The following is a 22498-nucleotide window of genomic DNA, read 5'->3' on the forward strand; positions in this document are numbered from 1 at the left end:
ATCACCCGGGAACGTCATGGCGTCGACCTGTGGCGCTGACCCGCTCACGGGTCCGCGTGCGCCCGCCGTCGGCGGCCCGGACGAGGTTCAACGGCGGAGGTAGGCGGCCAGGCCGCCGAGTTCCTCGTTGGCGATGAACACCGAGCGCACGTTGATGATGGCTTCCTCGACGTGGGTGGGGCAGCCCCACGCCGAGTCGCCCCACGAATCGGCGAGCTTGATCTCGGCCGGTGCGGTGCACCCGCCGGTGCCGCCGAGCTGGCACTGCTCGGGGCGCGGTGTGGCGGCCTGCGCGGCGGCGGCGGCGCGCATCCGGGCGGTGAGTTCCGCCGCGGCGGCGGCGCGCTGCTCGGCCTCGGCACGCAGTTCCCGCTCCGCCTGCACCACCTTGGCCAGCTCGTCATGGGCCGCTCTGGCCCGCGCGTCGGCGGCCGCCTTCGCCTGCTCGATGTGGTGGCGTTCGATGGCCAGGGCCGCGGTGCCGGTGAAGACTCGGGCGAGGGCCAGGTCAGCGTCCTGCGGGATGCGCGGGACGCGGTGATACATGGCGAAGGTGCCCAGCAGGCTGCCGTCACGGGCCAGGATCGGCGTGGACCAGCAGGCGCCCAGTCCCGCCCGCTCGGCCAGGTCCCGGAAGTCGGCCCAGAACGGGTCGGTGGCGATGTCGGTGACGATGACCGGCTCCCGCCGGTGGGCGGCGGTGCCGCACGAGCCGACGCCTTCACCGGTGGCGATCCCGTCGATGGCCTGGTTGTAGAAGTCAGGCAGGCTGGGTGCGGCGCCGTGGCGCAGGTGCCGACCGTCGGGATCGGCGAGCAGAACGGAGACCAGAACCTCCTGCGGGGCAAGGTTCTCGATACACCGGGCCATCCCGTCGAGCACCTCGGTCAGCGGCGCCTGACGGGCGATCTGCTCCACCAGGGCGCGGTGTTCGGCCATCAGTCGTTGGGCATGCTTGACCTGTGTGGTCTCCACGCCGATCACACGGATCCCGGTCACGGTGCCGTCGGCGTCCCGCCGTGGCTCGTAGGTGAAGTCGAAGAACGCCTCCCGCGCCTGCGGCCCGGCGCCCAGCACCACCCGGACGTCACGGCCGGTATAGGCCTCGCCCGTGCGGTAGACCTCGTCCAGCAGGGCGATGAAGCCCTGACCGGCCAGCTCGGGCATCAGGTCCACCAGCGCCGCTCCGGTGCGAGCCCGCTCCTCGCCGATGGCGGCGAAGAACGCGGGATTCGCGCTCTCCACCCGGTGCGTCGGCCCCGCCAGCGACGCGAAGACGGCGATGGACTGCCCGAACAACGACCGCAGATCCTCCTCCGCCCCATGGCCGGCGATCGCGGAATCCGCAGCAGTGGGCTGCTGGCCTGCTACCGCCGTCATGTCGTGGTCCGCCCCTCTGCCGTACCGGGTGACCGGCGTGGCAATCCGGGACTCCGCCTCACGGCCGTCGAGACTCCCCTGTGCCTGCTTCTCCCGCGGCAGGCGTGCCGATCGGGACGCCGGTCATTCCGACAGAGCGTAACGGATAGGCACCGCTCACCCGAAAGATCATCGGGCACCCCCCATCCGGCCGCGGCGTGGTCCGCGAGCAGGCGGACCTGCCCGGCTCGGTGGCGGCGGGCGAGCGGGAGCGTGGTGGTCGCCGAGTCTGCGAAGCTGGCGATGATCACCCAGTCGAACGGAGGGCCGGCCATGACGACCGACCAACGGGACATCACTCATCTGCGGCGTTGCGTAGCGCTCGCCGCAGAAGCCCTGGCGGCCGGGGACGACCCGTTCGGGTCCGTCCTGGTCGGCCCGAGCGGAGACGTGCTCGCGGAGGCCCGGAACCGCGAGACGTCCTCGGCGGACCCCACGGCGCATCCTGAGCTCGCCCTCGCGCAGTGGGCGGCCGGACATCTGCCGCCGGCGGTGCGGGCCACCGCGACCGTGTACACCTCGGGCGAGCACTGCCCGATGTGTGCGGCCGCGCATGCCTGGGTGGGACTCGGCCGCATCGTCTACGCCGCGTCGAGCGCGCAGCTCGCCACCTGGCGGGCGGAGTGGGGCCTGCCGGATGGCCCCGTGGCCGTGCTTCCTGTCACCACCGTCGCGCCGGCTCTCACGGTTGCCGGCCCGGTCGCTCCCCTGGACGAGGAGATGCGGCTCCTCCACGAACGCGCCGCGAAACGGCGAGTCGCACGCTAGCCACACGCGGGCACCTCGGGGTCGCCCGGCCACCTCGCCACCGTCGAACCCACGCAGGTCGACGCGGAGCGGCCCCGAGCTGCCGCGATCGCACTATCGATCAAAGCGGTTTGATGTATTCTCCAGGTCATGAGTGCGTCCGGGCAAGCCGCCCCAGCGTTCCTCCGATTGGCCGCTCATCCGTTGCGCTGGCGGCTGATGACCGAGCTTGCCGCCAGCGACCTGCGGGTTCGCGAGCTGGCCACGTTCACCGGCGAGCCGCAGAACCTGGTCTCCTACCACCTGCGGCTGCTGCGGGACGGCGGTCTGGTCGCCGCCACCCGGAGCAGCTTCGACGGCCGCGACAGCTACTACCACCTCGATCTGGACCGCTGCGCCGAAGCGCTCGCCGGCGCCGGCGCCGCGCTGCACCCGGCCCTGCGTCCGGGCATCGGCACGCCGCCGCCTCCTGTCCGCCCGCAGCGGTCGCGCCGCCTCGGCGTGCTGTTCGTCTGCACGGGCAACACCGGTCGCTCACCGATCGCGGAAGCCCTGCTCCGCCAGCACACGGCGGGACACGTCGAGGCGATCAGCGCCGGGAGCCGGCCGGGGCCACGACTGCATCCCGGCGGCGTGCGGGTGCTCCGCGACCGGTACGGCATCGACGTCGCCGGTCAGCGCCCACGCCACCTGGACACGCTGACCGGCCGCCGGTTCGACTATGTGATCACCCTGTGCGACCGGGCCCGCGAGGTCTGCCCCGAGTTCCCGCAGCACCCGCGCCGCATCCACTGGAGCATTCCCGACCCCGCGTCGGCCGGTGACAGCGAGGAGGCCGGCCAGCGGTCCTTCACCCGCACCGCGGCCGACATCGACACCCGCATCCGCCATCTGCTACCCATCCTTGAGCAAGGAGGTTCGCGCCATGACCGGAAGCCATGAGTACGCCAGCGTCCGCTACCTGGTCGACGACGTCGCGGCAGCCGTCGACTTCTACACCACCCACCTCGACTTCCAGTTGGGCGCCGACGCCGCACCCGCCTTCGCCGAGGTGCTCCGCGGCCCCCTGCGACTGCTGCTGTCCGGGCCGGCCAGCTCGGGCGCCCGCGCCACGCCGGAGGACGCCGCAGCACCCGGCCGCAACCGCATCCACCTCACCGTCGACGATCTGGCTGCCGAGGTCGAGCGGCACCGGGCAGCGGGGCTGCCGTTCCGCAGCGAGGTCGTCGCCGGCCCGGGTGGGCAGCAGATCCTGCTGGCCGACCCCGCCGGCAACCTGATCGAACTGTTCCAACCGGCCGGTCCGGCGCGCGCGGCGACAGCCGCACCATGACCGCCGGGTCCCGGCGGGCGCCGCCACCTGGGTCAAGGGGGTTGGTCCGTAGCCGGTCAGCACGCTGAGCTGGGCGAGGACGCACCCTGCGTGGCGACAATGCCGCCGGCGTAGAGCAGCCAACCGGAGAGGCCGAGCAGCTGGACCCGCTGCCAGGCGCCCAGCGCCGCGCCCGGGCGGGTCAGCTCGAGCAAGGTGCCGGCCGTGCCCACCAGCAGCACCGCGGCCACCGCCAGCCCCCAGCGGAACGACACGCGGTGCTCGCGCTGGCCCAGCAGCATCGCGAGCAGTGAGGCCAGCGCGGCGGCGATCGCCACCGCCGAGCTGACCGAGTGCCCCTGGTCGCGCCAGGACAGCGCGCCCAGCTCCGCCAGCCGGGCGCAGCGGGCGTCGGCCGAGGGCGCGCAGTCCATCGAGCTCACCGTGCCGTCCAGGGCGGTGGCCACGCCGAAGGCGACCAGCCCCCACCACGCCCACCGCGGCCAGCCCCCCGCCCGCCGGGCCAGCGCCAACCCGGTCGCTGACGCGAGCGCGCCGACGACCAGGTCACCCAGGCCGAACACCAGGTGGTACGGCTGGTCCCGGGCGGCCAGCTCGCTGGCGTACCCGTCGAGGAGGCCGAACGCCGGGTTCAGCAGCGGCCCGATCAGCCACGACGAGTAGAGGACTCCGGCGAGCCCGAGCGCCAGCCCCGGCAGCGCCCCGACCCGGCCGACCCGGCTCACGAGGACTTCCGGACCAGCGGGAACGGCAGCGTCTCCCGGATCGACCGACCGGTCAGCAGCATCAGCAGCCGATCCACGCCCAGGCCCAGGCCGCCGGTGGGCGGCATGGCGTACTCCAGCGCGGTGAGGAAGTCCTCGTCCAGCTCCATCGCCTCGGGGTCGCCGCCGGCCGCCTTCAACGACTGGGCGGTGAGCCGGCGCCGCTGCTCCGTCGGGTCGACCAGCTCCGAGTACGCGGTGCCCACCTCCATTCCGAACGCCACCAGGTCCCACCGCTCCGCCAGCCGCGGGTCGCTCCGGTGCTGTCGGGTCAACGGCGAGGCGTCGGTCGGGAAGTCCAGGTAGAAGGTCGGCGCCTCGGTGCGCGCCTCGACCAGCCGCTCATACAGCTCCAGCAGCACCGCGCCGCGCTCCCAGCGCGGGTCGTACGCGACCCCGGCGGCGTCGCAGAACTTGCGCAGCGCGGCCAGGTCGGTGTCGGCGGAGACCTCCTCGCCGAGCGCCGCGGACACCGCCTCGTTGACCGTACGGACCGGCCACCCGCCGCCGACGTCCACGGTCTCGCCCGTCCCGGGGTGGCGCACCACCGGCGACCCGTGCACCGCGATCGCGGCGGCGACGATCAGCTCCCGGGCCAGCTCGCGCATCACGTGGTAGTCCGCGTACGCCTGGTACGCCTCCAGCACCGTGAACTCCGGGTTGTGGCTGTGGTCGACGCCCTCGTTGCGGAACGCCCGGCCCAGCTCGTACACCCGCTCCATCCCGCCCACGGCCAGCCGCTTCAGATACAGCTCGGGGGCGATACGCAGGCTCAGCCGCAGGTCGTACGCGTTGCTGTGGGTGACGAACGGGCGGGCGTTCGCGCCGCCGTGCACCCGCTGCAGGATCGGCGTCTCCACCTCCAGGAAATCCCGGTCGGCCAGGGAGCGCCGCAGGCTCTGCAGGACGGCGCCGCGGGCCCGCAGCAGGTCCCGCGCCGCCGGATCCACGGCGAGGTCGAGGTAGCGCTGCCGGACCCGGGCCTCCGGGTCGGCCAGCCCGTGGTGCTTGTCCGGCAGCGGGCGCAGGCACTTGGCGGTCAGCCGCCAGTCGGTCACCCGCACCGATACCTCGCCGCGCCGCGTCGCGTACACCTCGCCGGTGGCGCCCACGTGGTCGCCGACGTCGACGGTGGCGCGCCACCGGTCCAGGTCGTGCTCCAGCATCAACTGCAGGTCGCCGCTGCCGTCCCGGATCGTCGCGAAACAGATGTGCCCGTGGTCGCGGACCAGCAACACCCGGCCGGCCACCGACACGGTCTCCCCCGTGCCGGTGTCCGGCGCCAGCCCGGCGTGCCGCGCCCGCACCGCCGCACAGGTGTCGGTACGCGCGAAGCCCACCGGGTACGGGTCGACGCCCTCAGCGCGCAGCCGGTCCAGCTTCGCCAGGCGTACCCGGCTCTGCTCGGGAAGGCGCACCGCGGGCGGCTCCGGCGACACGGCCCGGACCGTCGCGGCGGCCGGCGGCACGTATCCCACCCCGCCGCCGGCCGGCGGCACGCCGTGCAGCGGGGTGGGCCGCCCGCCCGGCAGGGCGACGAAGCCCTCGGCGACCGCCGCGGCGAGGCCCACCCGCGCCAACTCCCGGCGCTCCGCGAAGCACAGGTAGCGCGGCGTCCAGTGCGGCTGGTATTTGGCGTTGGAGAGGTACAGCGACTCCAGCTGCCACCAGCGGGAGAAGAACAGCAGGGTGTGCCGCCAGAGTCGGATGACCGGGCCGGCACCGATCCTGGCACCCTGCTCGAAGACCGACCGGAACACCGCGAAGTTCAGCGACACGTGTTCGACGCCGAGCCGGGGTGCCGCGCCCATCAGTGCCGCGACCAGGAACTCCGTGATCCCGTTCTCGGCCGACCGGTCCCGGCGCATCAGGTCCAGCGAGAGCCCGTCGGCGCCCCACGGGCTCAGCGACAGCAGCGCCCGCACCCGGCCGCCCGCGTCCCGCGCCTCGACCAGCACGCAGTCGCCGTCGGCCGGGTCGCCGAGCCGGCCCAGTGCCATCGAGAAGCCCCGCTCGTGTTCGGTGTCGCGCCAGGCGGTGGCCAGCCGGGCCAGCTCGGACAGTTCCGCCGCCGGGATCTCCGCGTGCCGGCGCACCCGGGCCGTGTAGCCGGCCCGCTCCACCCGGTGCACGGCCTGGCGGACCGGGCGCATGTCCCGGCCGTCCAGGTCGAACTCGCGGGCCAACAGGATCGCCTCGTCCCCCAGGTGCAGCACCTTCAGCCCGTGCCGGTGGTACGCCTTGGCGCCCGCCTCGCTGGTGCCCATCACCGCCGGGGTCCACGCGTACGTGCTGGCCTGGTCGAGCCACGCCTCGATGGCCGGCCCCCACGCCTCCGGGTCCCCCACCGGGTCCCCGCTGGCCAGGCTGACCCCGTTGACCACCCGGTAGGTGATCGCCGCCTTACCGCTGGCCGAGAAGATCGCCGCCTTGTCCCGGCGGGTGGCGAAGTAGCCGAGCGAGTCGCGCCCGCCGTGCCGGGCGAGAAGTTCCCGGATCCGCTCCTCCTCGTCGGGGTGCAGCACGGCGGCGGCCCGCTGCGACCGGAGCAGGGTGAACAGGCCGGCGACGAAGGCGATCGCGCCGAACCCCCCGAGCAGCAGGTTGACCCAGCCGGGCGCCTGTCCCTGCCGGGTGACGTCCAGGGTGATCGCGCCGCCGAACACCTTCTCGATGGCGTAGCCGAGTCGGTCCACCCAGGTGCGCAGGCTGCCGGGCTCGACCAGGAGCAGCAGGTAGCCGAGCCCGACCGCGACGGCCGCCAGCCCGAGGAAGACCCCCAGGGCGCGTCGGGTGCTGCCGCTGCGCACCCGGGCGTAGAACTCCCGCCGGGCGGCCAGCAGCAGGGCCAGCGCCCCGGCGGCGAAGGCGATGCCGATCCACACGCCGACCGTCTCCAGCGAGTTGAACAGCCGCTCCCCGGCGTCGTCGGTGAGGTCGTTGCTGCCGACCACCAGCAGCAGCACGCCGGCCAGCACGCCGACGGCCAGGCTGAGGGTGAAGTAGACGACCAGCACCCAGTACGCCAGCCGCTTGCGGCGCAGCACCGCCGAGGCGAGGGTGCCGAGGAAGACCGCGTACGCCAGGTTCGCCGGGGCGGGTAGCAGCAGGGCGTCGATGGCGGTGCGGACCGGCTGGATGTCGGAGCGGACGGCGCTGCTCAGCGCGGCCAGCGCGCAGACCACCGCGATCACCCAGAGCAGCGTGGCGAAGGCCCGGGGCACCTGGCGCCGCCAGTCCCGGTCGGTGCGGCGGGCGTCCGCCACCGTCCGCGACGCGGTGCTCGGGGTCAACGTGGCCTCCCTCGTGCCGGCGACGCCCGGTGTCGACCGGCCTCATCGTAGCCACGCCCGCCGTCGGGCCTGCTGAGAAGCACCCGTCCCCGGCCGACACGCCGGGCGGGACGTTCCCCGGGCCGACAGCCTGGGTGCCAGGCATCGACAGTCGCTGGCGGTCGGATCAGCGGGTCACCCCGATCGGTGGCGGTGGCGTGGCCGAACCGTGACCAGGACGGGCGAGGCTTGGCAGATGCTTCGGGGGATGGCCGGCGTCGATCTGCCGGCGCTGCGGCGGACGGTGACGCACCCGGCCGTCTGGTCGTTGCCGGCCGTGGCCCTGCTCGCGCTCGTCGCCATGCCGTTCAACGACGGTTTCTACAATTTCTGGGTCAACTACGACGCGCAGGGCGGCGCACAGCAGCATGAGTCGCTCCACGCCACGCGGATCTTCCGGTACACCTCTGGATCCCTCTGCGGGCAGGTTCTGGCGCTGTTGGCCGGCGCCGCCCTCGCCCGCCGCAACACGCAGGCAAGGGCGCTCGCGGTGGCAGTCCCGCTTGCGGCACTCCTGGCCGGGGCAACCTTCGCCGTCGCGTACCCCCTCGCCCGGGCCCGCGAGGGATCCTTCTGGACGACCCCGCCACTCGACGCCCCGGTCCTGGCCCGGGTCCTCCTGTGTGAGCTGGCCGCCTACCCCCTCTACGCCGCCGCTGGCGTCGGCCTCGGCGCGCTGCTCAAGGGGCGGCGGCCCGCAGTGCGCTGGTCGCTCGCGCTCCTACTCCTGGCGGGCTGGGCCGTCACCACCATGACCGGGCTGCTGCAGGACGACCAGTTCAACGCGCCATACGTGCTGCTGTGGGCCGTCCCACCGATCGCGGCCGGCACGGCAATCGCACTGGCGGGGCTCTCGATGGATGTCTGGGTCGTGCCGCCCGTGCTGGTGGGCGACTGGGGGCGTGGCGCCAGCGCCGCCCTCCTGGTGAGCGCCGCGGCGTACGCCCTGGGGTTGAACCTGCTCGCCGGCCGGGCCGGACGCCGCCCCCGTCGCGATGCCGGGCGGCCGCACCGCGGCACCGCTCGCTGACGCGCATCGCGCGGCGCACGTCCACCCAACGCGTCCACCACATGTCACCGTTTTGACCCTGCATGACGCCGACCTGGCGGTCCAGCTGGCCCGACCGGCGAGGCAACCTCGGATCGCCGGATGAACAGGGCCGAGGTCGTGGCGGTCTACGGTCAGCGAATGGGGTTCTCGATCAAGTTGGCGCCGGGCGTGCGTATCCGGGCCTCCTCCCGAGGGATCCGCACCAGTGTCGGGCCGCGCGCCGCCCGGATCCACGTCGGGGGCGGCCGTACCGGCTTCTCCAGCGGCGTCGGACCGGTCGGCTTCTACAGCTCCCTCGGGGGCGGCCGCCGATCCGGTGGCCGGTCCTCGTCCGCGGCCAGCTACCAGCGGCAGGTCGCCGCGCAGCAGCGCCAGGCCGCGCAGGCGCAGCGAGCCGAGGAAGCCCAGCGCCTCGCCCAGGCGTTCCAGCGCATCCTCGAGCTGCACCGGGTGGACTTCCCCGCCGCCGCCCGGCCGATCGCGCCGCAACCGGCGCCACCTGATCGGGACAGCATCCGCAAGCACTATGAGAACCACGCGCTGGCCGGCATCGGGCTGTTCGAGCGCAGCCGCCGGGCCCAGGCGAAGCAGCAGGCGGCGCAGTGGACCGAGGCGGAAATGCAACGTCAGTGGGCCAGCCGGCTCGAGCAGCAGGCGGGGTGGCAGCAGTACCTCGACCAGCGGTGGCACCAACTCCGCACGAACGTGCCCGAGGTCGTGCTGGAAACCCTGGAGGAGGCCTTCGAGGACAACGAGGCGCCCAGCGCCGCCGTCGGAGTCAGCGCCGACGAGGTCTCCCTGGCCGTGCTCGTACCCGGCGTAGAGCAGGTGGTGCCCGAGCGGATGCCCGCCACGACGCAGGCCGGCAACCTGACGCTGCGCAAGCTGCCCCAGCGCGACCGCGCCGCCTACTACAAGCAGTTCGTCTGCGGCCAGGTCCTGGTCACCGTGCGGGAGGCTCTGGCCGTCGCGCCCGGCATCGCCGCCGCGCGGGTGGCGGTCCTGCGCCAGGACGGCCACGACGCCTACGGCCGGCCGCGGATGTCCTGCCTGCTCGCGGCGACGTTCGACCGTGCCGCCCTGCACGGGGTGCGGTGGCAGAACGCCGACGCCACGGCAATCGTGCACGACACCAACCGGGAACTGCTGCTCAACGCCCGCGCACGGACCGGGGAACTGCTCCCGCTGGACCTCGCCGCCGAACCCGCCCTCGCCCAGCTCGTCGCCGCGGTCGACCTGACCGAACTCGCCGGCGGCCGGTAACGGCAAGCGAGCCGGCGTGGCGGCGACCGGGCACCAGGGCCGGAAGCGTCGTATGCCCATGCCAGGATGCCGTCCTGCGGATCGGCCGGGGAAGGACACACCAATGGGTGCTTCGGAGTGGCGTTACGTGGTGGCCTACCAGGCGGACGTGGGCGCCGCCCTCCAACAACTGCGCCAAGAGGTGTACGACCGCGGCGAGTACTACCGGGAGTCCGTCGAGCGCGACTCCGACCTGGACCTGACGGAGGAGGAGTTTCGGGCCCGGTTGGATCCGCGCGACGACGACGACGGCTTCAGCGAAGCAATCATCGAGGACTGGCGGGAACGCAAACGCCGCCCGGTGCCCGTCGACCCGGACACCCTGGTTGCCGCGCAACCGCACTCGGGCACACACTCGATCATCGACATGATCAACGGCCGGTCCGACAGCCCCGGCTTCGCCACGGTGGCCCCGCTGACCGGTGAAGAGCTGATCAGGGCCTTCGGCAGCACGATGCCGCCGTCAGCTCAGGTCCAGGAATGGATGCGGGCCGGTGGGGGTCTGCGGGAGCGCTGGTCCGGCACGTATGTGATCAGCTACCGCGACGGTCAGCCCGACCACATCCACTTCTCCGGATACTCCGGCGATTGACGTCACGGTCCGCCACCCGATCGGGGGCGGCGCGCGGCGCTCGCGCGGACCGCGCGGTGCGGGGGCGACGGCTGCCGGCGGTCACCCGTGGAGCGAGCGGCCTGCCGGGCTGTTGCCCGTGAAGCGTTGGCCCGCCGCGATCTCGTCGCCGACCACCGACCAGACGGTCTCGTCGTCCCAAAAAGGGAACGGGTCGATGCTGCTCGTCTCCTGACGGACACGCTCGACCTCGCGATCCAGGCGCTCGAAGTCGGCTTCCTCGTCGCCGTCGTCGCCGCTGAAGGTGAACTCGTCGAGCAGGCGCTGGAGCCGGACGGTGACCCGGACGAGGGAGGAGACGTCCGTGTGGACCTCCTGCGCGGTCGCCTCGTCGGCGTCGAAGGCGTGCACCCTGCCGGAACCGGGGTCGAGGGCGAGGTGGGCGTTGAGCAGCCAGCCGATGACGGGCCAATCGCCCGCGTCCTCCGAGACGTCCTCGAAGTCCTCGACGTCGACGACGTCCTGGACGAGGGGCAGCCGACCGGAGTCCTCGTCGGGCACCCGCAGCCAGAGCGTCCCGGTCGGGACGCCGACGGTCTGCAGGAGGCGGGCGCCCTCGGTGCCCGCGGCGGCGGGCGGGAAGGCGGTGGCGGGCAGGGTCGTGAGCCGGTCCTCGCCGAAGATGTCGACGAGTTCGCTGCGGGTGACATCGAAGAGCACTGCCGGAACTCCGAACTCGGCGGCCACACGGGCGCCGTTCGACTGTCAGCTGGTCGGTCCACCACAGGCTCTCAGGCACCTCCGTCCGGCCATTCCCGGGGCCTGTTCCGTGATCGCGTACAACCGTTTCCGGCGCACTGCCGTCTGGAACGGTGAACCCCAGGGGAGGTGGCCGGATGCCGGATGCATCGGACCAGGAATACGTCGAGTACGTCACGGCGCGCCTGCCGGCGTTGCGGCGGCTCGCGTACGGACTCTGCGGCGACCGCGACTTGGCCGACGACCTGGTGCAGGAGACCGCCACGCGGCTCTACCTGCGCTGGGCGCGGATCGCTGAGGTCGAGCAGCTCGACGCGTACGTCCGTACGGTGCTGGTCCGGCACTTCCTGGACACCCGGCGGCGCGGCTGGTGGCGGGTGCACCTGTTCGGCGGGCCACCCGATGTGCGGTCCACCGAGGACCGGGGCGTCGAGGAGCAGACCGTGCTGCGCGACGCCCTGGCCAGGGTGCCGCCCCGCCAGCGAGCGGTGCTGGTGCTGCGTTTCCTGCACGACCTGCCGGTGGAGGAGGTGGCCCGGACGCTGGGCTGCTCGCCCGGCACGGTGAAGAGCCAGACCTCGCACGGCCTGGCGGCGATGCGACGGCTGCTCGGGGACCGCGAGATGGCCGGCCGGACCGGAAAGGAGCGATGGGCATGAGGACCGATGACGAACACGTCGCCGACCGGCTGCGCTGGCTGGACGACGAGCCGGCCGGCCCGCCCCGGATCGACCTGCCGGGAGCGATCCGGGAGGCCCGCCGGCGGCGGCGCAACCGCCGGGTGGCGGCGGCCGGGGCGGCCGCGCTGGGTGTGCTGACGATGGCCGCGCTGCCGGCGGTGCTGGGCGGGGACGGTCGGGCGGCGCCTGCGCCGGCCGCGAGCCCCAGCCCGTCGACGCCGGCGCCGACCGGTCCGTGGCAGGGGGTGTGCACGGCCACACTGCTGCCCGTGCCGGGCGATCCACAGGGCGCGGTCACCGGCGGTGACCCGGACGGCCGGTGGCTGGTCGGCCGTCGGGCCCCGCAGGGGCAGAGCCGCACGGATTTCGGCCTGCTGATCTGGGAGGGCGACCGGGCCCGGGAGGTCCAGCTGCCGGGTTCGTTGCAGAGGTTGACGGATGTGAACCGGGCCGGCCTGGCGGTGGGTTCGTCGTCAGCGTCCGGCCGTGACTGGCGGGCGTGGGCGGTACGCGACGGTGAGGTCATCGGTCTGCCCGTGGTGAGGTCCGGGGGCGCGACGGCCGTCAACGACGCCGGCCGGATCGTCGGCTACCGCAATCTGGTTCCCGAGAAACCCTGGATCCAACGGCCGGTGGTCTGGGACTCGTACCGGAGCCAGCCGGTCGACCTGCCACTGCCCGGCCCGCAGTGGGAGGGCACGGCCGTCGACGTCGACTCCGACGGCACCGTCCTGGCCGCGATGTCGAACGGGAGCCCGGACGGGCCCACCCGCGCGGTGGTGTGGCGTCCGGGCGCCACCCGGCCGGAGTTGCTGCCGCTGCCAACGGTGCCCGGCGGGAAGGCCACCAGGTTCTTTCCCGCGTCCGTTGCCGGTGGCTGGGTGACCGGCACCGCGGAACGCGACGTCACGGTAGTCCCCCGCGACGGCCTGCCCAGGTACGCGGTGCGGATCGACCTGCGGACCGGTCGGGCGGAGGTGCTGTCGGGCGTCCGCTGGGTCGGCGCGAGCAACGGCCAGGGCTGGCTGGCCGGTGCGGTCTCGGGTGACGTGCCCGGCGTGATCATCGGTACGAGGTCGGTGAAACTGCCCGTGCCGGACGGCTGGCGCGGCGAGCGGCAGGGCGCGGTGACCAGTTTCAGCGACGACGGCCGGGTGCTCGGCGGGAAGCTCGAGTCCGACGACCAGGTCCGGCCGGTGCGCTGGACCTGCCGGTGACCGGTCCGGGGGCGGTCCCGCACCGCCCCCGGACCGGAGGGGCTGCGGACAGCAGCCCCTCCGGTGCGTTCGTCGGCGGTTACCGGAGCTTGAACAGTGCGGTCAGGCTCGACCCGTCACGTGTCGTGGCGCTGAGCGTGTAGCAGGCGCCGGGTGTGGCGGGGGTCTTCCAGTTGTAGACGAACTGGCCGGCGGTCGGGTCGTATCTCAACGAGGTGGCACCGGTGGCGAGCACCTCGATGTCGTCGGCCTGCGCGCCGGTGGCGCACGTGACCTGCTTGGCGTTCATCGTGACGAGCGCGGGGTCGGTCAGCTCGGTGGCGCCCGAGAAGGCCTCGAACTTCATGGGCACGGTGCTGCCGCCCTTGACCGTGTTGTACACCCCGCCCATGTCGACCGGGCTGGCGAAGCCCTTCAGCGTCCAGGGCAGCACGGTGTACGACTGCACGGCGGTGCCGACGTTGCCCGCGGCGTCGGTCGCCGTGGCAAGGAGGATGTGCGTGCCGACGTCGGTGCGGTAGCCGCTGACGACGCATCCCGCCGGACCGGAGAGGGCGTCGCTCGCCGTGCACGTGGGGGCGGGCGGCACCGAGCCGAAGTACACCTCGCCGATCGCCGAGGAGAACGTCGCCGTCGGGGCGGTGGTGTCGACCTTGGCCGTGGACTCCTTGGGCTCCTCGACGTTGCCGCTGGTGTCGGTCGAGCGGAACTCCAGCCGGGTGGTGCCGTCCCGGTCGACCGTGACGGGCGTACCCGGGTAGGCCGTCCACTGACCGCCGTCGAGCCGGTACTGGGTGCTGGCGACGGCGAACGCGTCCTGCGCCTGGAGGGTGAAGGACGGGGCCGTCGTGTACCACCCGTTGTCGCCGTTCGGCTCCGCCGGTGACCAGGTCAGGGTCGTCGTCGGGGCCACGGTGTCCGTGCCCACCGTGAGGGTCAGCGTGGTCCGCGTGGTGCCGGCCTCGCTGACGTAGTCGGGCAGGATCAGGTCACCGACGACGGTGTGGCGGCCGGGGGTCTTGACGATGTTCTCGTCGAAGTTCCAGTCGACGCCGATCGCCTGGTTGTCCCGGGAGCCGTCGTTGTACGAGACCGCCACCTTGTCGGGGAGGTAGGGCAGCTCGCCGACCTCCAGGGTCTGTTCGAACGTCTCGGCGCCCTGGATCGAGATGCCGCCCTGGGACATCTCGGGCCGCACGTAGACGCGGGCCTCGGCGATCAGGCCGTAGGCGTCATTCGTGCCGTAGACCACGAACGGATCGACGTTGGGCTCCGCGACCATCTCGGGCGTGATCTCCTGCCAGGTGAACCCGACCTTCCCGCGGGCGCCGCCGGCGTAGACCGCGTCGAGCTCACTGGGCAGGGTGGGCACCTGGCCCACGCCGGTCCGCATCAGCACCGGCGAACGCACCGAGTCGACCGTCTCGCCGTTGGCGCGCCAGCGCAGCACGCCGGTGCCCGCGCCGGCACCCATGACGCCCCAGATGCGGATGCGCAACCGGCTCGTCGTGATCGGTGCGAAGTCGAAGTGGTTGTAGGCGTTGACGGCCACCCCGCCCGCGTACGTCGAGCCCTTGGTGAGGGTGACGGGCGTCCAGGTGGTGCCGTCCGAGGAGGTCTCGACGGCGTAGGTCGTGGCGGTGGGCCGGCGGGTGCCGCCGTTGTCGTCGTACCAGTAGATGTCGGTGGACGACAGCCGCACCGGCGAGGTCCAGCTGTACTGGATCCACGCCTCCCGCGCGACGCTGGTGCCGTTCTGCGTCTGGCCCCAGTTGCCCCAGCCGTTGCCGGTGCCCGGGTTGGAGCTGCTCGGGTTGCTGGCCTCGTTGACGCGCTGGTGGTTCTCCCACGACGCGGTGCCGCTGGTGGTGACCGTCGCCGAGGAGCCGAATTCCGCGGCGACCGCGCGCTTGGTGAGGGTCACCGCCACGGTTGCCTCCGACCGCTTGTCGCCGTCGTTGGCGACGAATCGGAACACGTAGTCACCGGCGACCGTGCCGGTCACGCGGGTCGCCAGCGCCTTCGGGTCGGCGAAGATCACGCCCGCGCCCTGGGGCGCCGAGACGGTCTCCCAGCCGAAGCTGAGCTCGCTGTCGTAGGGGATGCCGTCGTCGGAGGCCGTACCGACCAGGCGGGTGGACAGGTTGCCGTCCGAGGAGCCGTCGCGCGTGGCGGTGACCACCGGCGCCTGGTTGGCGACGGGAGGCACCTCGCGGCCGGAGTCGAACACCTGGATCTCGGCGATCGCGGTGTAGAAGGTCGGGCTGTTCGTGAAGGCGATGCGGACCTTGTTCGACCTCACGGTCCTGAAGAGCGCCTCGTTGAACTTGGCTGCCGGAACCGTCGGGTTCTTGAACTGGTTCGGCACCTCCTTCCATCCCCCGCTGCCGTCGGGCACCTGGACCCACCAGCGCGAGGGCTCGTGGTAGCCCCCGGCCTGACGGTCGCTGACGAAGGTCACCTTCACGTTGTCGAACGCCTTGGCCGAGCCCAGATCGAGCTCGACGTACCCGTTCTTGTCGGTGGTTCCGTAGTTGCCCCAGTACGGCTCGTTGGCGGTGCCACCGTCGGTCACGGCGGCCAGGGACACCGGCCGCTCGGTCTCCGCGATGGCGCCGGGGGTGTAGTTCATCGTGGTGGTGCTCCAGCCGGGCGTGTGGAACTGGCGCCACGGCGTCGGCCGTGCGCCCTGCTGGGTGTACGACGAGTGCGGGGTGGCGCCCGTCGCGAGGTTCGGCGCGTCCTCGGTGAGGTCGATGCCGGCCGTCTTGAGGTAGCCGACGACGCGGTCGTCCTTGATGGCGGTGTCCACCGCGCTCGGGAAGGTGGTCGCGGCCGTCGCGGTGAAGGTGACGGTCAGGCCGTCCTCGGCCTGGACGTTGTTGGTGTTCGGGTCGTAGGTGAGCTTGCCGAGCTTGTCGGTGCTGACCTTCTTCTCGCCGTCCAGGAACAGGCTGTAGCCGGCGCCCAGACCGTACCTGCTGCCGTCGGGGTCCCAGACGATCGTGACGTCGTGCCCGTGGTAGCGCAGGTTGTTGGCCATGAAGTGGTCGTAGCCGAAGGCGATCGGCCACAGCTCGATCTTGTCGTCGGAGCGCGGCTGGAGGCCCGCCATGTCCTCGACGAAGATGTAGTTCATGTTCCCGAGCATCACGTGGTTCGGGTTGTTGCGGTTGTAGGTCTTCGCGGTCGGGTTCCAGTTGGAGTAGTACTCGGCCTGGTTCGGCGCGCGCAGGTCCGCGTTCGGGTAGATGCTCCAGGCCATCCAGTCCAGCAGCCGCTTGGCGTACGCCGGGGTGACGTACTTCTGCTCCGGGTCGTAGTGGCGCAGCGCCGAACGGACGCCGCGGTACTGCACGGTGAAGTTGATGTTGGAGAAGTTGTTGGAGCCGCCGATCCCGTAGGCGGCACGGTCGTACTGGTTGGCGGTGTAGAACGGGAAGATCGGGAAGTTGTCGCCGTAGGTCAGGAACCGGAACCCGTCGACGTAGTTCTGCCACTGGTCGAACGGGATGAGGTCCTCGGCGTAGACGTCGTAGAGGTTCGACTCCTTGGCCGGGATCAGGGCACGGGCCGACGCGGGCAACGGGTTGGCCCTGCCGTTGGAGCTGGCCGCGCTGGTCGCGCCGTAGGACGTGCGGGCCAGGAACATCCGCATGTCGGGGCTCCACAGCTGGCTGAGGATCGCGTCCCGGGTGCCGTTGGCTGCGGTCGCCATCTCGTTGACCTTGGCCTGGCCGGCGCCGGCGATCTGGTAGAGCTGCCGGGCGGCGTCGAGCGCACCCCACACGTACGCCGACTCGGGGCGTTCGATCGTGCGTGCGCCGGGGGCGCCGGCACTGGCCTTCGGGAACCCGAACGAGATGGCGTCGGCGTCGTTGCCCGGCATGAAGTTGGTGTCGTAGGCGATGAGCTTGTTCTTGTTGCCGTCGTAGTGCTCGAGCTGGCCGACCCCGTCGCCCTCGAAGTAGCGGGCGAACCTGCCGGCGATCTCCTTGCCCCCGCCGTGCACGTTGTAGGCCTCAAGGCCGGCCGTGCCGATGTACTGCGAGTAGTGGTTGTTCCAGCTGGTGTGACCGGGGCTGTCGAGGAACGCCGAGGAACCGGACAGCTCGCCGATGTTGAGGATCTGGCCGTACGGCAGGTAGGGCGTACGCAGCCACTTGGTGTCCTGCAGGTGCATCGGCTGGGTGAGCGCGATCGCGTTCTGGTAGAGGTTCGACCCCTCGACGGTGGTGGGGTACTGGTAGGCGTAGCCGGGTGCGTTGGCGTCGAGGGTGTTGTAGCGCTCGCCCCACCAGCGGTAGACGATGGCCTTCTCCAGGGCGGGGTCGGGGACGTCGATGTAGGGGATGTCCTCGGCCCAGCGGCGGTTGAACCCGGTGATGCCGGTGCGCACGGCCTGGGCCGGCGGCATCGCGGCGTACTCCTGGTAGCTCTCGACCGTGTCGGGCAGCGTGGCCGAGGAGACGGCGCCGACCACCGACAGCGCCGCCGAGCCGCCGGCGGGCACGGTGATCTGACGGTCGAGGTTGGCGCCGCTGCGGGTGAAGCCGGCGCCGGTGAGGTCGATCGTGACGGTGTTCCACGGCGTGTCGATGAGGCCGTTGTTGGCGCCACTGGTGATGGTGCGGGTGCCGGTCAGTTCGGCCGCGCCGTCTCCGGCCTGGGTGGCCAGTGGCGAGGCGGCCCGGACCGTGAACGTCGCCGCCGAGCCACCGGGGTTGGTGAAGTCGATGGCCGTGACCGCGACGTTGTCGTAGGTGATGAACTTCGTCAGATCGGCGGTGACTCCCGTGGCGCCGATCGTGTAGCGGCCCTTGGCGTGGCTCGGCGCGTTGAACCGGTTCGCGCTGACCTCGGTGACGGTCTGCCCGGGCACGGTGACCGTGTACAGGTTGCCGAGGTTGTTCGGGCCGCCGACGTAGGTGCTGCCGGCGAAGCCCATGGTGGTGAAGTTGTTGTTGCTCGCGCCGCGCAGGTACAGCGAGCGGCCCCTGGTCATGAGCACCGCCGACCCGATGGTGCCCCGCACGCCCAGCACGCGGTCGAGGTAGTAGTCGGTGCCGCCGGCCGCGACGTCCTTGTCGAAGATGGACTGGTGCATGCTCTTCGCGGTGAACGGCACACCGGGCGCGAGCTGCGCGGCAACGTCGCCCACGTTGGTGTAGGCCGGGTCCCCGATCTCCATGACGTGGTTCTGCCCGTTGGTGTAGAGCCCGATGTCGCCCTCGTTGCCCGGCAGGATCGGGGTGTCGGCGTGCGCCGCGGACGGCAGGCCGACCACCCCTCCCAGCACCAGCGCGGCCACGGCCGACCAGACGGGCAGTCTCCTTCTGCGTCTACTGATCATGCTCAATCTCCTTGGTGGCGGTGCGGTCCCGCGGAGATGTCACCGGCCAGCCGCCGGTGGGGTCGGAAGCTGACGTGCGTCATCTCCGGCTGGTTGGCGTGACCCCGGTCACTAGCGCCCACCCTGACCTACGAAAACCTTTTCGGCAAGATGTCGGGCCAGGTCAATTCATGGCTGCCGGCCGGACCGCCGACGAACGACGTCCGAAAGGGTTTGCGGTGGGCCGGTGGGTATCCACCGAGGGCACCCGAGCCGGTCGGGCGACCCAGCCGAACGGGTGAAGGCTCAGCTCACCGCCGGGCCACCGTGGAGCCACGGATGACCAGGCGGGGCGCCTGGGTGTGCACGCCCCTGCCCAGCTCCTCGCCGTCCAGGGCGGCGAACACCCGCTGCGCCGCGGACCGGCCGAGCAGCTGCAGATTGGGGTCGATGCTCGTCAGCTCCGGCCGGGAGTTGGTGACCATCTCGTCCCAGTTGTCGAACCCGATGACGGCGATGTCGCCCGGAACCTTCCGCCCCTGGTCACGCGCGGTGTCCAACGCTCCCCTGGCGATCTGGTCCGAGCCGCACAGGACGGCGTCGATGTCCGGGTAGCGCTCGAGCAGCACCGCGGTCGCGTCCCGACCCCAGCGCTCGGACCACTCCGAGTACATCACCTCGCCGACCAGTTCCAGCCCGGCGGCGTCGAGCGCCGCCCGGGCGCCGGTGACCCGGTCCTGCGCGGCCGCGTAGGAGGGGTCACCGGTCACGTGCGCGATGCGGCTCCGCCCGCAGCTGATCAGGTGCTCGACCGCGAGTCTCCCCGCCGCCACGTTGTCGGGGACGAGCGACAGGTCCTCCGGGTCGTCGGACGGCGCGTAGACGTACACGACGGGGACGGGGAGGTCGTGACCGACGGAGGGGCGCGAGTCGGTCCGGCTCCCCACCACGATGAGACCGTCGACCCGCCGGCTCAGCAACGCCTTGAGCTGGTGCTGCTCGCGGATCGTGTCCCCGCGCGCGTCACACAGGAAGACGTTCACGCGGCCCGCGCCGAACGCGTCCTCGGCGCCCATGAGGATCGGGAGGACGAACCGGCCCTGGAGGTCGCTGGTGAGCAGACCGACGGTTCCGGTGCGGCCCACCAGCAACCCCTGCGCGAGCGTGTTGGGCACGAAGGACAGTTGCTCGGCCGCCTGGAGCACGCGCGCCCGGGTGCGTGCGGCAACCTGACTGCGCCCGTTGAGGGCCTTCGACGCCGTGGCCACCGAGACGCCGGCCAGCCGGGCCACCTCCGTCAGGGTCACCGCCTTGCTCCCGCCGACCTGGTCCCTGCCCGCCATGCGCACCCCTCCATCGTTCCGGCCCACGGTTCGCCAACGGGCCGAGCCTGCGTCAGCCGCCGCACCAAGTGCTTGACGACGGTGACGTCGGCCACTACTTTACACGCAACGAAAAGGGTTTCGGTCTTTTCACAGCGACACCTCAGTCACCGCCTGTCCCGCGATCCTCCCACCACCACGGGGACCCGGACGCATTCCTGGGCCACGACCCGTACCCGGCGTCGACCTGTCAGCGACAAAAGCACACGGCAAGGCTCTCACCACACCACCACCGGGGCCGTGCAGCGGCTCCCGCTCATCGATGGGCAGAGGAGTAGCGATGAAGATATTCCACCGGCGGGGCGGTCTCCGCGCCGTCCTGGCAGCCGGCCTCAGTGCGGCGGTCCTCGCGCTGGCCGCGTGTGGCGGCGGGAGCGACGGGTCGCCGGGGGCAGCGGTCAGCGTCGGCCCGGACGGCACCGACGACGGCAGCCAGCTCACGCTCTGGACGCGAGCACCCCTGGAGAAGCAGGCCAAGCTTCTGGTCGAGGCCTACAACAAGAGCCACAAGAACCAGGTCACCCTCACCGTCGTCCCCAACGACGACTACGTCGCCAAGGTGGGGGCCGCAGCCGGGTCGAAGGGCCTTCCGGACCTGTTCGCCGCCGACATCGTCTACGTGCCGAACTGGGTGAAGCAGGGCCTGTTCCGCGACATCAGCGCCAACGTCGACGGGCTGAGCTTCAAGGACTCGATCAACAAGGGACACCTCGGCGCCGGCACCGTCGACGGCAAGGAACACGTTCTGCCGTTCGTGCTGGACCTGTCGATGCTCTTCTGGAACAAGGCGCTGTTCACCGAAGCCGGGCTCGACCCGGAGAGGGCGCCCGCCACCCTGGAGGAGTACGCCGCCGCCGCCAAGAAGATCCAGGCCCTGGGCAAGAAGGACGTGTACGGCACCGCGACCGGACTCAACTGCGGCGGGTGCCTCGTCTTCACCTGGTTCCCCAGCATCTGGGCCGCCGGCGGCCAGGTGATGAACGGCGACGGCACGCAGGCCAACTACACCAGCGACCAGAGCAAGAAGATCTTCGACACCTGGCGCGACCTCTGGAAGTCCGGCGCCGTTCTGCCCTCGTCGAAGGACGAGACCGGCGCCACCTGGACCGCGGGATTCACCGAGGGCAAGGTGGGCCTGATGTTCTACCCGGCCACGCTGCTGTCGTCGACCAAGTTCGACGTCGGCGTCGCCGGCATCCCGGGACCCGGCGGCGGGGCGTCCACGTTCGTCGGCGGTGACGGCCTCGGCATCTCCAAGGACTCCAAGAAGGCCGCACAGGCCTGGAACTTCCTCAACTGGATGATGTCGGAGGAGGCCCAGGTCGAGGTCCTGGCCAAGGACAACGACGTGGTCTCCCGCGGCGACCTGGCCAGCAACAAGTACGCCGTCAAGGACCCGCGGCTGGTAACCATCAACGAGGTGGCCGGCAAGGGGCAGACGCCCGTCGCGCTGAACTTCCAGCAGGCGTACAACGCCGCGAACAGCCCGTGGCTCAGCCTGGTCCGCGACGCCGTCCTCGGCGAGGGAACCAAGCTGCAGTCGAACAACGAGCAGATCACCTCGGTGCTGTCCCAGTAGTCCACCGCCCTGGTGCCGGACTCGGTCGTCGCGCGACCGGGTCCGGCAGCGGGTGACCCACTCCCCCGCGCTGAGCACGTCTACTGGAGGGCCGTGCCGTGAATATGTCCTTGATGTCCGGCCGAGCCAGACGCTCCCGCCGACGCTCGAACGCGGCGTCACCCGCGCGCCGCGGTGAGGCGGTCAAGGGGTGGCTCTACGTCTCGCCCACCGCGGTGTTCGTGGCGATCCTGTTCATCCTGCCGCTGCTGCTGGTGGTCAAGATGTCGCTCTCGCGCTGGCCGCTGCTCAGCGGCGACCAGGGCGTCAACGCCCCGGACAACTACCGCAAGGTTCTCGACAACCGCTTCTTCGCCGACTCGGTCATCTTCACGGTCAAGTACACGGTCGTGGCCACCGTCCTGCTCATCGGTCTCGGCCTGGGACTGGCCCTGCTGGTGCAGGAATCCACCCGGTGGAAGGGCCTGCTGCGGGCGTCGTTCCTCATCCCCAGCGCTCTCGGGCTCGCCTCGGCGTCCCTGCTGTTCTACGTGCTGTACTCGCCGATCGCCGGTCCCGCCGCGGATCTCATGAACAAGCTCGGCTGGACGTTTCTGGGCAGCCCCAACGCTGCCCTGTTCTCCACGGTGTTCCTCATCGTCTGGCGCTTCGCCGGCTTCTACATGCTCCTCATGCTGGTCGGCCTGCAGGGCATCCCCGGCGAGATCTTCGAGGCGGCGCGGATCGACGGCGCGTCCCGCTGGCAGACCTTCCGCCGGATCACCCTTCCGCTGCTGCGGCCGACGCTGGCGCTGACCACGATCATGTGCGTCACCGGTTCCCTGCTGGCCTTCGAGCAGTTCTACATCCTCACCAAGGGCGGCCCGGACAACAGCACCATCACCGTCGTCCAACTCATCTACACGATGGCCTTCCAGGGCCAGAACGACCTGGGAGTGGCCGCCGCGCTGTCGGTCATCGCCCTCATCGCCCTGGTCGTCATCAACGCCGTGCAGCTACGGGCCTTCCACAACCCGGACGGGAAGTGAGA

16 protein-coding genes are annotated in these 22498 nt (G+C 71.7%); 10 read left to right on the forward strand and 6 right to left on the reverse strand.

From position 1 onward, the window contains the following. Positions 1-87 precede the first annotated feature (87 nt). A complete protein-coding gene (locus ACQP12_RS21745) occupies positions 88-1299 on the reverse strand; it encodes a GAF domain-containing protein (protein ID WP_433281521.1) in 1212 nt (403 codons plus the stop codon). A gap of 333 nt (positions 1300-1632) precedes the next feature. Here ACQP12_RS21745 and ACQP12_RS21750 point away from each other — a divergent pair, with 333 nt between their 5' ends. The 3 genes from ACQP12_RS21750 (at position 1633) to ACQP12_RS21760 (ending at position 3499) form a co-directional block, all read left to right on the forward strand. Continuing rightward, complete coding sequence (locus ACQP12_RS21750) at positions 1633-2187, forward strand: nucleoside deaminase (protein ID WP_433281523.1); 555 nt, start codon at positions 1633-1635, stop codon at positions 2185-2187. Positions 2188-2385: 198 nt separating this feature from the next. Continuing rightward, positions 2386-3108 (forward strand): ArsR family transcriptional regulator, encoded by a 723-nt coding sequence (locus tag ACQP12_RS21755; protein ID WP_433281525.1) that lies wholly within the window; start codon positions 2386-2388, stop codon positions 3106-3108. Further along, the gene (locus ACQP12_RS21760) at positions 3092-3499 is read left to right on the forward strand and encodes a VOC family protein (RefSeq protein WP_357948448.1); all 408 of its coding nucleotides are present in this window, start codon (positions 3092-3094) and stop codon (positions 3497-3499) included. The genes ACQP12_RS21755 and ACQP12_RS21760 overlap by 17 nt, the downstream gene beginning before the upstream one ends. A 56-nt stretch (positions 3500-3555) precedes the next feature. Here ACQP12_RS21760 and ACQP12_RS21765 read toward each other — a convergent pair whose 3' ends face one another. Continuing rightward, positions 3556-4224 (reverse strand): DUF998 domain-containing protein, encoded by a 669-nt coding sequence (locus ACQP12_RS21765; RefSeq protein WP_433281527.1) that lies wholly within the window; start codon positions 4222-4224, stop codon positions 3556-3558. Beyond that, positions 4221-7529, reverse strand: a complete 3309-nt coding sequence (gene lysX, locus ACQP12_RS21770; protein WP_433289363.1) for a bifunctional lysylphosphatidylglycerol synthetase/lysine--tRNA ligase LysX — start codon at positions 7527-7529, stop codon at positions 4221-4223. Before lysX ends, ACQP12_RS21765 begins: the two co-directional genes overlap by 4 nt. Before the next feature lie 262 nt (positions 7530-7791). Here lysX and ACQP12_RS21775 point away from each other — a divergent pair, with 262 nt between their 5' ends. The 3 genes from ACQP12_RS21775 (at position 7792) to ACQP12_RS21785 (ending at position 10540) form a co-directional block, all read left to right on the forward strand. Further along, the gene (locus tag ACQP12_RS21775; protein WP_433281529.1) at positions 7792-8625 is read left to right on the forward strand and encodes a hypothetical protein; all 834 of its coding nucleotides are present in this window, start codon (positions 7792-7794) and stop codon (positions 8623-8625) included. A gap of 159 nt (positions 8626-8784) precedes the next feature. Continuing rightward, positions 8785-9909 carry a DUF4236 domain-containing protein gene (locus ACQP12_RS21780; protein ID WP_433281531.1) on the forward strand — a complete coding sequence of 375 codons (1125 nt, stop codon included), beginning with the start codon at positions 8785-8787 and terminating at the stop codon, positions 9907-9909. Between the two features lie 103 nt (positions 9910-10012). After that, positions 10013-10540, forward strand: coding sequence for a hypothetical protein (locus ACQP12_RS21785; RefSeq protein WP_433281533.1), 528 nt, complete (start codon positions 10013-10015; stop codon positions 10538-10540). A gap of 81 nt (positions 10541-10621) precedes the next feature. Here ACQP12_RS21785 and ACQP12_RS21790 read toward each other — a convergent pair whose 3' ends face one another. Continuing rightward, complete coding sequence (locus ACQP12_RS21790; RefSeq protein ID WP_433281535.1) at positions 10622-11239, reverse strand: SUKH-4 family immunity protein; 618 nt, start codon at positions 11237-11239, stop codon at positions 10622-10624. A gap of 176 nt (positions 11240-11415) precedes the next feature. Between ACQP12_RS21790 and ACQP12_RS21795 the strand changes: the two genes are divergently transcribed. Both ACQP12_RS21795 and ACQP12_RS21800 read left to right on the forward strand, forming a co-directional pair. Then, positions 11416-11937, forward strand: coding sequence for a SigE family RNA polymerase sigma factor (locus tag ACQP12_RS21795; protein ID WP_357948425.1), 522 nt, complete (start codon positions 11416-11418; stop codon positions 11935-11937). Further along, positions 11934-13175 (forward strand): hypothetical protein, encoded by a 1242-nt coding sequence (locus tag ACQP12_RS21800; protein ID WP_433281537.1) that lies wholly within the window; start codon positions 11934-11936, stop codon positions 13173-13175. Before ACQP12_RS21795 ends, ACQP12_RS21800 begins: the two co-directional genes overlap by 4 nt. 79 nt (positions 13176-13254) lie before the next feature. Here the strand turns inward: ACQP12_RS21800 and ACQP12_RS21805 are convergent, their stop codons facing one another. Together ACQP12_RS21805 and ACQP12_RS21810 are read right to left on the reverse strand one after the other, a co-directional pair. Next, entirely contained in the window at positions 13255-18528 is a 5274-nt protein-coding gene (locus ACQP12_RS21805) for a PxKF domain-containing protein (protein ID WP_433281539.1), read from the reverse strand. A 290-nt stretch (positions 18529-18818) separates the two neighbouring features. Further along, entirely contained in the window at positions 18819-19850 is a 1032-nt protein-coding gene (locus tag ACQP12_RS21810; protein ID WP_357948416.1) for a LacI family DNA-binding transcriptional regulator, read from the reverse strand. Between the two features lie 319 nt (positions 19851-20169). Here ACQP12_RS21810 and ACQP12_RS21815 point away from each other — a divergent pair, with 319 nt between their 5' ends. After that, complete coding sequence (locus ACQP12_RS21815) at positions 20170-21468, forward strand: ABC transporter substrate-binding protein (protein WP_433281543.1); 1299 nt, start codon at positions 20170-20172, stop codon at positions 21466-21468. Between the two features lie 221 nt (positions 21469-21689). Further along, a complete protein-coding gene (locus ACQP12_RS21820) occupies positions 21690-22496 on the forward strand; it encodes a carbohydrate ABC transporter permease (RefSeq protein WP_433281545.1) in 807 nt (268 codons plus the stop codon). Positions 22497-22498 lie beyond the last annotated feature (2 nt).

It is taken from the genome of Micromonospora sp. CA-244673 (genome assembly GCF_050948395.1).
GTDB lineage: Bacteria > Actinomycetota > Actinomycetes > Mycobacteriales > Micromonosporaceae > Micromonospora.